This window comes from Dysgonomonas sp. Shenzhen-Wh21 (genome assembly GCF_043392705.1).
GTDB lineage: Bacteria > Bacteroidota > Bacteroidia > Bacteroidales > Dysgonomonadaceae > Dysgonomonas.
This window is the reverse complement of record NZ_JAIXHZ010000007.1, coordinates 1-12,625: the sequence shown is the minus strand read 5'-3', so window position 1 is coordinate 12,625 and position 12,625 is coordinate 1. Positions and strand designations below refer to the sequence as shown.

Sequence of the window (12,625 nt, the reverse complement as noted above, 5' to 3'; positions counted from 1 at the left end):
AATCTTTCAATGCCAAGATTAAAGCATTTAGAGCTACGCTCAGAGGAGTAAAGCATATACCCTATTTTTTATTTAGATTAACGAATATTTATGCCTAGTCCACAACTTTTAGGGAAGAGCCTTATGGGATCAAGCGAAAGAAAGATCAAGGGCTAAAGACAAATCTGCAATCGAATTAAACAACTACATCAATTCGGCAAAGGCTAAAATTACTACCATGTACCGAGAATTGGAGCTAGATGGTAAACCCATTACTGCCCAACTTCTGAAAGATATGTATCTCGGAAATCATGAAGATGAAGAAAAAGGAAAAACATTAGTAGAAGTTCATTCCGACCATAACGAACGATGTCGCAAACTTCTCGGTGTAGAATATTCACAGTCTACAATCTATAAATTCGATACCTCTCTAAAATATTTGAAAGAATTTATGTCAATAGAAATGAGTATCGAAGATATTCCACTAAAAGACATCAATGAAGATTATATCCGCAAATATGAACTGTATCTGAAAACAGAAAAGGGTTGTGCGAATAATTCAGCTATCAAACATCTAAAGATTTTCAAAAAGATCATTCGTATCGCTTTAATAAATGATTGGCTACAAAAAGATCCTTTTGCTCCTATTAAGTTCAGACAAGACGAGGTACATGTGGAATTCTTGACTATGTACGAACTGAACACTTTGATGGAGAAGGAAATGCCATGTAAACGTTTGGAGCAAGTGAGAGATGTATTTGTGTTCTGTGCATTCACAGGTTTAGCATTCGTTGATGTTAAGAGCCTGAAAGCAGAACATATTATCCATGGGAATAAGGGCGAAATGTGGATTCGTAAACCTCGTATTAAAACGAATAATATGTGTAATATTCCATTATTGAGAGTCCCACGAGAATTATTAGAAAAATATAGCTCTGATAAAAGTTGCGAATTGAAAGGACAAATTTTACCTGTGCCGACTAATCAAAAGATGAATGCGTACCTCAAAGAAATCGCAACAATATGTAATATAAATAAGCGATTATCAACACATTGCTCGCGCCACACATTTGCCACATCGGTTACGCTCGCCAATAAAGTTACGATGGAAAATGTTGCCAAAATGCTAGGTCATTCATCTACACGAATGACTCAACATTATGCTAGAGTATTGGATGAAAGCATCTTAGAAGATATGATGAATGTGGATAATAAACTATTCAATAATAACCTTAATACTGAAAACAATGGAGCTGCAAATAATTAAAAATAGAATATATGAGATAAGGGGATATAAAGTTATTCTTGACAAAGATTTAGCCGAATTATATGAAGTTACAACGAGTAATTTAAATAAAGCAGTAAAACGTAATTTAGATCGTTTCCCCGAAGATTTTATGTTCCAGCTAAATAATAAAGAATTTGACTTGATATTCCAAAATGGAACATCAAGTTGGGGAGGTACTAGAAAACTACCCTATGCCTTTACTGAACATGGAATTGCGATGCTAGCAGGGCTGTTGAATAGCCAAAAGGCTATTTCGGTTAATATTCAAATCGTCAGAGCTTTCATTATGCTTCGACAATATGCTTTAGGATATGCCGAACTCAATCAGAAGTTGGAGTCTTTTATGATAGAAACAAATATGCAGTTTAATGAAGTCTATCAAGCCTTAACTGAATTAGCGAGCAGAAAAGAGCTAGAAGACAAGTCGAGAAAAAGAGTCGGATTTGTGAGAGATGAATGATTTTGAGGTCACAGATTGTGACCTTACAATAAAAAGAGATAACTGGTCGCATTTTGCGACCAGTTATCTCTTTATTCATGAATAGAAGAATAATATTCGATTAAAATATTTATCTTATTTTTCTCTTATATATAAGTAACATTAAACTCGGTAATACAATTAATAGCATAGGTAAACCTACAACAAATCCTCCGATTACAGCAACAGCCAAAGGCTGTTGCATTTGCGCACCCAGACCAAACCCTAAAGCAAGAGGCATCAAGGCTAGAATAGCCCCTATAGCAGTCATTAGTTTAGGTCGAATACGTAATGCAATAGCATAGTTCACTGATTCTCTTATGTCTCCTCCAGCTTTCCTGTTCATACGGAATTGGTGTACAGTAAAAATAGAATTTTCTGCAATTATACCAACTATCATAATAATCCCCGTGTAACTACTCACATTTAATGGGACTCCGGTAATCCATAGAGCTAATAAGCATCCGCTAATACTAAATACAGAGATGAAAAGTATAATAAAAGAGATCATCCATTCGCGAAATAAGATCATAAGAACTGTAAATACAAGAAGAATAGCTAAACACAGGATCATAATTAGTTCAGTAAATGATTGCTGTTGCTGAGAGTATGCACCTCCATAAACTGTACTATATCCTTGTGGTAGTGATAGCTTACTCTTTATCTGAGTCTGAATATCCTGCATGGTTGAACCCAAATCTCGTCCATTTAGCCTTGCAGTGAGTGTTATATCACTCTTGAGATCCTCACGCTTTTGTTCTATCTCCCCGGGTATTATCCGTACATCACAGAAAAAAGATAAGGGTTTAGTTGAACCATCCGGCAGAAAGATTAATTGCTTCTTTAAGATTTCCGGATTATTCTCACTGAATTTTAACTTACGCATTAGTATCCGTCTCATTTGCTCTCCATCCTGAATTGTTCCGATTTGGAGACCTCCATACATTGCCGATTGTACAGGATTCGGTTCTACTAAATTAGAATTTTGCCCTAAAGGAATTCCAGCGGTATACATACTCAATTGTTCCTGAAAATCAGTCATGCTTATTCCGTATTGGGCGAGCAGTGACTGATTGGGGTAGAAGGCTAAGGATGGGCCTGCCGCCACCAATCCATTGTCTATATCTGTAACTCCGCCTATAGATGTCAGGATAGTTTCGGTTTGTGCTGCTAATTTTTGCAAAGTCGGATAATCACTACCAAATATCTTTACTTCGATTGGTTGTGCAGTGCTCATTAAATCTCCCAATAGGTCGGAGATTCTTTGTCCGAAATTTACAGTCATAGTTGGTACACTTTCATTAATTACCGTTCTCAATTCCGAAATGACTTCGGGAGTCGTTTTCGAACGTGTCTTTTTTAATTGTATCAAATAATCCCCAAAGTAACTTGGTGAGGTTTTGAATGCCATTCCCAAACCGGTACGTCGAGTATAAGTTTCAACCTCGGGATGAGCCATTATTATCTTTTCCATTTGCAGGCAAAGTCGGTTGGTTTCTTCAATATCTGTTCCTGATGGAGAATGATAATCAAGAACAATACTGCCTTCATCCAGATCGGGAAGGAATCCCGAAGTCAGGTTTTGAGAAGCAAACCAAGCACCCGAAGCTATTAAAAGGATTATAGCAAAAGCAATCAGAGGTTTTTTATAAAGCTGTGTAAGCCAATGAACCCTTTCCGTCGCCTCTTCTTCATACGTTTCATTGTCATCACATTCTTTTTGTTGCATTTTCAATGTATGCGCATTCGGTTTGTAGCCGATAATCAGATGTAATACGGGTAATAGTAGCCACGTCACGAAAAAGGATGCAATAAGTGTTAGCTGCATTGTGTCTGATAATTCCCTAAAGAAACTTCCTGCCAACCCACTCATTAACCGGAAAGGAAAATGGATTACAATTGTAGCCAATGATGAAGCAACCATAGCGGGAAATAAATCACGAATAGATTGTTTAACAACATCGAACCTATTCGCTTTCGGATTTTCTTCATGCCCTCGATATATTTGCTCAATAACAACAATCGCATCATCCAGAATTAGCCCTATTGAGGCAGCAATTGCTCCTAATGACATAATGTTTATTGTAATACCGGCTAAGTATAAAAGCAGAATACTGAATGCCAACGTGACGGGAATAGTAAGGGTTACAACAAGACTTGCTCTCCATGCCCTTAAAAAGATTACCATAACAATCAGAGCGAGAATAAGCCCTTCCACAATCGTATGAATAACGCTGGATATACTATCACTGACAAAAGCACTCTGATTATAGTAAGGCTTTAATTCATAGCCCTTAGGCAATAATTCTTTTATCTGTAATACCTTGCTATCAACACCGTTCGCAAAATTTATAAGATTAACCCTCGGTTGTTTAACTAAATCTATTTGAACAGCTTCATTCCCATTAGCATTAATTTTGACAAATTCCTGCTGTTCGTTAATTTGGATTTGTGCAATATCTTTGAGGCGAATAACCCGTGATCCGTCATTTTTTACAGTTAGATTTGATAGCTCCTCAATATCATTGATACGGGTATCGGTAATTGAAAGATACAAACGGCTATATCCGGCAAGGTAGCCATTGCTTGAAACGAAGTTGGTATTATCGAAAACCGTTTTCAGATAAGACGGAGTTATTCCTAACGACGACATCTTCATCACATCTGGTATTATAACAAACTCTTTATTCTTTCCTCCTCTTACAACGACATTGCTTATTCCATTTACCTGCGAAAACATAGGACGAAGTACAAGATTTCCCATATCCCGTAATTCAATCGAACTATGGGATTTACTTTCCAAAGTAAAGCCATAGACGGGAAACAAGGATTGATTCATCGCTTCGGTAGTAATAACTGTTCCCGGTGGAAGGAAATTCTTTATTTCATTGATACGGCTTTCCAATTCTGTTTTGGTCGAATAAACATCTGTACCCCAATTAAAAAATACATCCACAACACAACTTCCCCGGCCTGTACTGCTTTTTACGGTTGTTACACCTTGTACCCGTTTAACTGCACTTTCCAATGGCTTAGTCACGGTAATCATCATCCGGTCGACTGGCTGCTGACCTGCATCGGCAATGATTGTTATACGGGGAAAGGGTACTTCGGGAAACAGGTTAGTCTGCATTTGCCTATAACAATAGGCTCCTGTAAGTAATAACAGTAAACCAATGAATAAAATAGGATTGCTGTATTTCTTAAAGAAGTTCTTCGTTTTTATACTATTCATTTCCTATATCTTTATTGGGTTATTTTTACCAGTGTAGAGTCTGCCATAGCATAGCTGCCATCCAATACAATACGTTCGGAGGAAGACAGAACCGGAGATGCGATTTCAATATTGCTTTTATCGCTGTTCCCAACTTTTACATCGAGTTTTACAGCCAGACTGTCATTAACCAAATGCATGATCCAATATTGTTGCATGGTTACATCGCACTGAACCGCACTTCGAGGAAGTATTTGAGTAGGAGAACCCGTATTATTTTTCAATATTGAAACCGTTGCAATTAGTCCTTCAGGTAAAAATCCGGTATTCGCTTTTGCTTTATAAAGCTGAGATTGAGAGACTGTATTCATTGATGCCATAGGAGCTCCGATATTGGCATTCAAAATAGTTCCATCAGACAGTATTATTTTACAATTTCTACCACCGACAACATATTGTGTATATTCATAGGGTACATTGATCTGAAAGACCAGACTGTTTTGGTTAGCGATCTCACAAAGTATCGCTCCCTCGGTTACATAGTCACCTGCTTGCTGTTTTACCAGCGTAACGATGCCGGACGCCGATGCTTTCATATCAATAATCCCCGTTGTATTATGGTCATCTAATCCCAATGCATTTCTTTCTTTACTCTCCAATCGGAAAATAGTTTGTCCGGCCTGTACTTTACTTCCCGGTTCAATGAGAGTCTTTGTTACATAAGCGGCAATAGGAGATGTAATCGAGCTTTTGTTCAGATAGGCAGTAGTTGCAGACAACGTTATTGAATCGTTAATCACACCTTGCGAAACATGAGTAATAGTTACAGCCGTCCGAGGTGTTGATGCATCTGTATTCTTGTTGTTTTGGGTGCAACTAAACAGAATGACGGGCAAAATGAATAGTATCTTCTTCATATTATTTACCAATTGTAATAATTATAAGCATTCATTAATAGTAAGCGGTTCGCTTGTAGCAAGTAGTAACTTTCAGCTACCTGAGTCCTGTTTTTGAGGACTGTAATATAATTTATGACCGAGAGTTGCCCTTTCTGAATCTCTCTGTTATAATCGGCTAGAACCTGAATATATGATGCGAGTTGTTGTTGCATGATATTGCTGCGATCATCATATCCTTTCAATTCAGATAGGTACTGGCTCTTCCTTAAGTTATTCTGAACAATAAAATTTTCACGATAGAACGATACGGTATTCAATTCAGCATTAGTCTGGTTCCTGGTGATCTTTCTCTGTCTTCCATCAAACAGTGTCCAGGCAAAAGTAATTCCGGCACTCATACCAAAATGGTTAAATGTAGTGCTATTGTACTGACTTGTTCTTAAACCTCCGTCTACAAACAGATTAATTCGTGGCTTGTATTGGATTTCTGAAACAGCTTGGCGGGCAATCAGATTCAGGCTGTCTAATTTGTATTTCTCCAAGAAACGGGAATTGTCAGTCAATGTATTAAGATCCAGTTTAATTTCTTCCAAAGAAATAATAGATACATCTTTTATTCCACATAAAATATTCAGATCGAGCAGGTGTGTTTCGTAAGATTGTTCATAATTCCTCTTTGACTCTTTATATCCGGCTTTTTCGATTTTAATCAGGTTATAATCTGATTGTTTCATTATTGCTGATTGAGCTAATTTTTGAATTACATTTTCCTGTTCATTCAAAATAATCAGGATCGAATCGGCAAAAGCTATTTTCTGCTTATCCAGTAAACACAATATATATTGGTCTGTCACTAACCGTTGCAGTTCGTGTCCTTGCAGTTGTATGTTATTCAGGTTTATGTCTTGAGTTACTAATGCCTGTTGATGCGCAGCCTTATACGATGAGCTAGCAAATAAGGGCTGTGTCCATGTAAGTCCGGCTTGTAGATTTCCACTACTTACTCCCTGATCATAGCCATAATAATCGACGGCATTTTGTGGTGTTAACTGAAACCGCGTATTCCCATTGTCTTTGGATACAATGGGAACAAAAAGCAGGTTGCCGTTTACTTCCAATTTTGATTGGGTATAAAATGCTTTTAGCCTCTGTACTTCGTATTCGGATACTTTATACTGGTTTTTATAATCATTGATTAAAGGGCTGTTCTCTTTTGCATATTCAATGTAATATTCCAACGTTTTGTTAGGAACGCCTTGAGAATATGTAATTAGTGTAAGTGCAGAAAACACTATCAGAAATATAACCTTCTTCATTACTGTATTTTTGAAACAAAGTTATTTCCTGATTTTGCAGAAAATTAGAATTTAAGTGTGCCGGAAAACAACATAAATAATTATTGTTTATGTATTGTTCGTTATTTAAAAATGTTCATTTTCTCATTATAAATAGGACTTTGTATACCTAAGAAATTTAAGACACTATGAAACACATGGTTTTGAGACAATATTTTATTGGGCTTGAGCTGCTTTGAACTATTGTCAGAGACCCAGACTATAAAGGGAATTTCGTATTGTTCCTTAGGAGCAATACTTAAAGGTACTCCATGCATATAAAGGTTTTTTTCACCTAAAGATTCTCCGTGATCCGAAACAAAAAGCATTGCACTTTACAATACAATTGAATGCCCAAACGGGAGATAGCATTCGCATTAAACTCCCTCTATTGCCAAAAACTTCATTAGACTCTTTAAATTTAAAATCCGGCAATAATGTTATTCCTTCTATTTCTCATCCAATGAGAGAAAGGGGTTCATTGTTATTAGAAAAAGACAAAGAAATATCAATGGAGTATAATATCCTAAGTAAAAAGAAAACTTTTTTCAATTCATCTTACTCCAGATTTGTTATTCCAACAGCTCTAATTTCGTATGGAATAATCGCCCGAGGAAATAAGTCCTTGTTAAATCTCGACCATAGTACAAATAATGAAATTGGAGAGCATCTGTCAAAACATGTTCCATACGATGATTATACCCAGTATGCACCTGCTATTGCAATCTATGGTTTAGATTGGGCAGGGATAAAAGCAAAGCATAATTTCAGAGATCGAACATTGGTTGTGGCTACCTCTTTCCTTATTATGGGTGCAACAGTGCAGACAATGAAAACCTCTTTCGGAGTAGAGCGTCCCGATGGCTCTAACTTCCATTCATTTCCCTCCGGGCATACAGCTACAGCCTTTGTCGGTGCGCATATTCTTTTCAAAGAATATAAAGATGTTTCTCCCTGGATTGGAATAGGTGGATATGGTGTGGCTACAGCTACGGGAGCAATGCGTGTTTTTAATAAAAAGCATTGGGTAAGTGATGTTGTGGCAGGTGCAGGGATTGGTATCTTAAGCGCAGAAGTCGGCTATATGTTGTTGCCTGTTTGGCATAATGTATTAGGAATTAAGGATAACGATAAAAGTTTAGTTATCGCTCCTATTGTCAGCACTGAAAGTGCCGGAGTAGGATTGGCATATACATTCTAAAGGATACAAATATGATTAAAGTTCTCTACCTATTTTTTATTACCTTTTTATTTGCTGTAAGGGTACAAGCTCAATGCCCGATTGAGAATATTTTTTTTGAGTCCGGTGAAGAAATTTCGTATGATCTCTATTTTAAATATGGACTCCTGAATACGAAAGCTGGAGTTTCTTCTTTAAAGACATCAGAAGTATCATACAATGGAACCTCTGTATATAGAATAACTTTATTAGCAAAATCAAATGGAGTAATAGATAAGATATTTACCCTATCAGATACGCTTACCTGCTATATGTCGAAAGACTTGATTCCATTAGCGTATATGAAAAATGCACATGAAGGAGCAGAGTATACAAAGGAAAATACTACGTATTCTTATAAAGAATCAGAAGTAACCATAAAAACGAAACTAACGAGAAATGATAAGTTAAGATTTGATGAAACATTATATACTTCATCTTGCATTTATGACATGATGAGTGTCATATACTATGCACGAACACTTGATTTTACTAAAATGCATAAAGGATTTACTACAAAAGTAGTCTTTTTATCAGGTAAAAATAAAGTAAATATGCATATCGATTTTCAGGGAATTGAGATAGTAAAAGCTAATGATAATAAGAAATATAACTGCTTCAAACTAACCTTAAAGATAGAAGATAAGGCATTCGAAGATAAGAAAGAAGCAATGACAGTATATGTTACGAATGATAATAACCGGTTGCCGGTCAGACTGAATTCCAATCTAAAAATAGGATCTACAAGTGCGATCATGAAAGCCTATAAGGGAAATCGGTATGATGTAAAGAGTCAATAACTTCCGTTATTATCAGATTTAGTAAGATTATTATGATTAACTTTTAAATAAGATGCTTATGAATAGTCTACTAAGGACCGATCTTTTCATGCGATTATCTGAAGATCTATCAGCAACTAACAAAACAATGGAAAGTGCTTATGTACAGTTTATAGATGCAGTTAAAATTTTAAATCAAAAAGAGATCGATTCTTTAACAAGTCTTCGTAGATTGAGTATGACTCGTATTGAATTTATATTTTTAGAATATGAGCTGAAAAAAAAATGCTCTCAAATACAATTATTGCAAAAAGACAATTCTATTTTTAGAGTTAGAAATTGATTTACTCAAACTCACATTTCAACAATCCAACCGATCATCATATAATGATCCTCAAGATCGTAGATCCAACTTATATTTTATTCCCAAATCCAATGGTATAGGCATTATTGGTATAGCAGAGTATGCATTATCTCTAAGCCTTTCTAATGAGTTTTTTGACGAAGCAGGAAGACCTGCTTCTTTGATGCTAATATCTAATGTCTTGGAACAAGCATTCAACTTTAGTTTCAGAGGTATCTATAAGAGACAAACAGAGATATTTAAACGAAAATCATATAATACAACTAAAGCTTTAGATTACTTGCGATCTCTTATTATTCGCAAATATCGTAAACGAAAAGATGAAAAAAGATGATTTCGTAAACTATTAATATGTAGATAATTAAAGCCGTATATTCGGGGAGTACCTCTGTACTCCTCTATTTTCCTGTCTCCAATTGTCAGTTCTTTGCTCTACCAATCGATTGGAATTAATCAATTATTAATTTCAAAAACAAAGAATTATGTATTTAGACAATGAAGACTTTCTATCATGGATGGAGAAGTTATCTAAAAAGCTTACAATTATTGGCAGTGACCTAAAAGCAATGATGGCAACAGGAGAAGCATTTACCAATGATGATAAGCTGTTAGATAATCAGGATTTGGCATTTCTGCTCAAAGTATCGTACCGAACACTCCAAAGATATCGGGATAGTGGACAGCTTCGCTATTTTCTAGTCAGGCGAAAGACTTTCTATCGTATGGCTGATGTGAAAGATTTTATTCAGTCCTATGCCTCCCTTCAGGAGATTAAGATGTTTAACGAGTCTACAAGAGATAAAGAAGTCCGAGAGGATGATAAATAATGTTTCTTTTTTCACCAATAAGCCTCTTTTTAGCAGAGAGGTTTATTTTATACAAACATCCCAACCAATCAGCACCCAACAACAAATTTTCCCCCTTAACGAATGTCCCTTCACAAAATCATGAGGGACTTTGATAAGGGAGAGAATTTCTTTTCTAGAATGAATTAATATATATTTGTATTATATGAAAATAGGATCATGAAAAAATTCAAAACCCCCATTATAATATATCTGATTTCAACCATTTCTTTTTCAGTCATATACTTTCTGTTCTGGAAGACAAATACAACTTCTTTTGTTATAAGTAAACAAATAAATGAAAAAACACATGATATAGGGGTATACTCTTTTGAAGCAATTACTCCATATTACATTAGGAATAATGATATTCCATTTGATATTCATGAATTTAATCAGTTTTTATTAAAACCGATATTTGATACAATCAATATATTGGAATACAAGAAGAAGAATATTTCAGTTGCAATGTCAGCTACAAAACAACATCTTGATTCTCTAAGTGTTCATTTGAATCAATCTTATGCTTCAAATTTAGAAAAAAGTATAGATGAAAAGACGCGCCTATTTAGAGACAGTATAAAGATAATAGATGAAAAAATATTGAATATTAATCAAGTTAATACTCTAGACAAAGATATTGTTGTTGCAAATTTCAAGGTTTGCCATTAAGTCAAATTCGTCCATCGTGAATGACTGGCTACTGGATAGCTCTTTATCCATCTTGTCTGGATTAGGAGTTAGTATTAAAAACTCTTCTTCTGAACTTACTGCCCGATTATCGGGAGGAGGCTCAACTTCCTTTTCCAATGGCATACTATGAATTATCTGATTTTTCTTAATTTCCTCCAGCTCATCTTTTAGTGTTTTGACCTCTTCTTCTAATTGGCTCTGTTTTGTAGTCTCTTTTTCAAGATTATATTTAGATTCTCCTATAATGGAAACTTGTCTCTCATCTACTTTGGCTACTCCAACCCTTCCAACTCTCTTGTTTGAATTCTCTTTCTCTTTTTTCTTCTCAAAATGTTCATAGAACCAACCTTTAAATAACAACCAAAGATTCAGTCCTGCCATGTACAGGCAGACTACAACCAAAACTCCTAATCCAAATTTTTCATTATAACTCATATCTCTAATATTTTGATGATTTCTTCTACAAATAAATCGAGGTTACTTCCTTTCAATAATGGTTTATCGGGAGAAAAGATGGTAGACAAAAACAAATAGTCATTTCCCTCAATAGCCTGCTCTTTATCATATCGCACGCTTTGTGGTATCCGAGTCGCCATGATATTGATACCCAGTTCTGATATTGCTTGTTCATAATACTCAAACAACTCTTTCTTCTCTCTCCCTGTAATTCTGTTCCAAAATGGATGAATACCTTTCAGCTTCATATTCCCTTGATTCATGGTTATTGTCTCATTTACCGAGATAATAAAGGGCAGTGTACTTTCCATATTTATTCGTGAGGTCATGATAGGAGCAAATAAGTAATCCATACTAAAGAATGTTTCGACAACACTTTCATTATTGACTGTTCCGGGGAGATCAAACAAAACGATGTCATATTGCTCTTCTTCATGAGCTAGGAAATCTCTCGCTTTTCCGAGCCCCTCTTCGGGCTGACTTGGAACAATGGGATAAGTGGGTTTATTCAGTTTAGAGAAAAAGGCTTCGGCTTTCTTCTGATAGAAGCTATTCTTTTCAATTTGCTCAGCCTCACGTTGGCGCATCTTATAGATACTCCATTGTGGATAGTCGCAATCAACAACAGCAACATTATATCCTTCTACATAATGCAGATAACTGGCAACTAAGGTTGTAAACACAGATTTCCCTGCTCCTCCTTTTTGTGTACATATTGAAATGTACAATGGCTTTTTATTACTCATGATCTTTATTTTTTAATTGGTTTCTTAATATTCTCTTCATAAATGCGATTAATCTCATCGCCATATAGTTCGATGTGGTGATTTATAATATTATCGACAAGTCCGCTGACACTCAACCGCTCTGTTCGGATGGAACGAACTAAGGTTTGTAGTACTTCATAGTTCTCTTTGTCGATATATAGTCCTTGCCTATTTTTCAATTCGTTGCGATTTGGAAAATCCAGTGTTAATTGCCCCCTTTTGCCAGTCTAAATTGACCCTCTTTTCCAAAATACGTTTAACCCCTTACGCCAAAATAAAAATGTCCCCTGCTGGAATGTAACCCAACAGG

General features: G+C 35.7%; 13 protein-coding genes and 2 pseudogenes. 8 read left to right on the top strand and 7 right to left on the bottom strand.

Annotated elements, in window-relative coordinates; all coding sequences use genetic code 11:
• The 4 genes and pseudogenes from LDB17_RS00200 to LDB17_RS00185 all read left to right on the top strand — a co-directional run.
• Nucleotides 1-98: pseudogene (locus tag LDB17_RS00200) on the top strand (ISL3 family transposase); the annotation flags it as partial.
• A 35-nt stretch (nt 99-133) separates the two neighbouring features.
• Nucleotides 134-259 (top strand): annotated as a pseudogene (locus tag LDB17_RS00195) (site-specific integrase); the annotation flags it as partial.
• A gap of 15 nt (nt 260-274) precedes the next feature.
• Nucleotides 275-1,246 (top strand): site-specific integrase, encoded by a 972-nt coding sequence (locus tag LDB17_RS00190; RefSeq protein WP_353846913.1) that lies wholly within the window; start codon nt 275-277, stop codon nt 1,244-1,246.
• Nucleotides 1,227-1,727, top strand: a complete 501-nt coding sequence (locus LDB17_RS00185) for an ORF6N domain-containing protein (protein ID WP_393924817.1) — start codon at nt 1,227-1,229, stop codon at nt 1,725-1,727. The genes LDB17_RS00190 and LDB17_RS00185 overlap by 20 nt, the downstream gene beginning before the upstream one ends.
• A 109-nt stretch (nt 1,728-1,836) precedes the next feature.
• On the opposite strand, the gene LDB17_RS00180 is transcribed toward LDB17_RS00185, so the two are convergent.
• The 4 genes from LDB17_RS00180 to LDB17_RS00165 all read right to left on the bottom strand — a co-directional run bounded on the left by LDB17_RS00180 (nt 1,837) and on the right by LDB17_RS00165 (nt 7,470).
• The gene (locus tag LDB17_RS00180) at nt 1,837-4,980 is read right to left on the bottom strand and encodes an efflux RND transporter permease subunit (RefSeq protein WP_252639631.1); all 3,144 of its coding nucleotides are present in this window, start codon (nt 4,978-4,980) and stop codon (nt 1,837-1,839) included.
• Between the two features lie 11 nt (nt 4,981-4,991).
• On the bottom strand, nt 4,992-5,876 hold the full coding sequence (locus LDB17_RS00175) for an HlyD family efflux transporter periplasmic adaptor subunit (RefSeq protein ID WP_252639633.1): 885 nt from the start codon (nt 5,874-5,876) through the stop codon (nt 4,992-4,994).
• Nucleotides 5,877-5,881: 5 nt separating this feature from the next.
• On the bottom strand, nt 5,882-7,174 hold the full coding sequence (locus tag LDB17_RS00170) for a TolC family protein (RefSeq protein ID WP_252639634.1): 1,293 nt from the start codon (nt 7,172-7,174) through the stop codon (nt 5,882-5,884).
• 101 nt (nt 7,175-7,275) lie between these two features.
• The gene (locus LDB17_RS00165) at nt 7,276-7,470 is read right to left on the bottom strand and encodes a hypothetical protein (protein WP_252639650.1); all 195 of its coding nucleotides are present in this window, start codon (nt 7,468-7,470) and stop codon (nt 7,276-7,278) included.
• Between the two features lie 50 nt (nt 7,471-7,520).
• Between LDB17_RS00165 and LDB17_RS00160 the strand changes: the two genes are divergently transcribed.
• The 4 genes from LDB17_RS00160 (at nt 7,521) to LDB17_RS00145 (ending at nt 11,071) form a co-directional block, all read left to right on the top strand.
• Entirely contained in the window at nt 7,521-8,393 is an 873-nt protein-coding gene (locus tag LDB17_RS00160) for a phosphatase PAP2 family protein (RefSeq protein ID WP_252639635.1), read from the top strand.
• Nucleotides 8,394-8,404: 11 nt separating this feature from the next.
• A complete protein-coding gene (locus tag LDB17_RS00155; RefSeq protein ID WP_252639637.1) occupies nt 8,405-9,211 on the top strand; it encodes a DUF3108 domain-containing protein in 807 nt (268 codons plus the stop codon).
• 825 nt (nt 9,212-10,036) lie between these two features.
• Nucleotides 10,037-10,381 carry a helix-turn-helix domain-containing protein gene (locus tag LDB17_RS00150; RefSeq protein WP_252639641.1) on the top strand — a complete coding sequence of 115 codons (345 nt, stop codon included), beginning with the start codon at nt 10,037-10,039 and terminating at the stop codon, nt 10,379-10,381.
• A 198-nt stretch (nt 10,382-10,579) separates the two neighbouring features.
• The gene (locus tag LDB17_RS00145; protein WP_252639643.1) at nt 10,580-11,071 is read left to right on the top strand and encodes a hypothetical protein; all 492 of its coding nucleotides are present in this window, start codon (nt 10,580-10,582) and stop codon (nt 11,069-11,071) included.
• Here the strand turns inward: LDB17_RS00145 and LDB17_RS00140 are convergent.
• The 3 genes from LDB17_RS00140 to LDB17_RS00130 are packed head-to-tail and all read right to left on the bottom strand — an operon-like array spanning nt 11,027 to nt 12,518.
• On the bottom strand, nt 11,027-11,527 hold the full coding sequence (locus LDB17_RS00140) for a hypothetical protein (RefSeq protein WP_252639644.1): 501 nt from the start codon (nt 11,525-11,527) through the stop codon (nt 11,027-11,029). The two genes, LDB17_RS00145 and LDB17_RS00140, sit on opposite strands and share 45 nt — an antisense overlap.
• The gene (locus LDB17_RS00135) at nt 11,524-12,294 is read right to left on the bottom strand and encodes a ParA family protein (protein WP_252639646.1); all 771 of its coding nucleotides are present in this window, start codon (nt 12,292-12,294) and stop codon (nt 11,524-11,526) included. The genes LDB17_RS00140 and LDB17_RS00135 overlap by 4 nt, the downstream gene beginning before the upstream one ends.
• Nucleotides 12,295-12,299: 5 nt before the next feature.
• The gene (locus LDB17_RS00130; protein ID WP_289781720.1) at nt 12,300-12,518 is read right to left on the bottom strand and encodes a DUF3408 domain-containing protein; all 219 of its coding nucleotides are present in this window, start codon (nt 12,516-12,518) and stop codon (nt 12,300-12,302) included.
• Between the last annotated feature and the right edge of the window lie 107 nt (nt 12,519-12,625).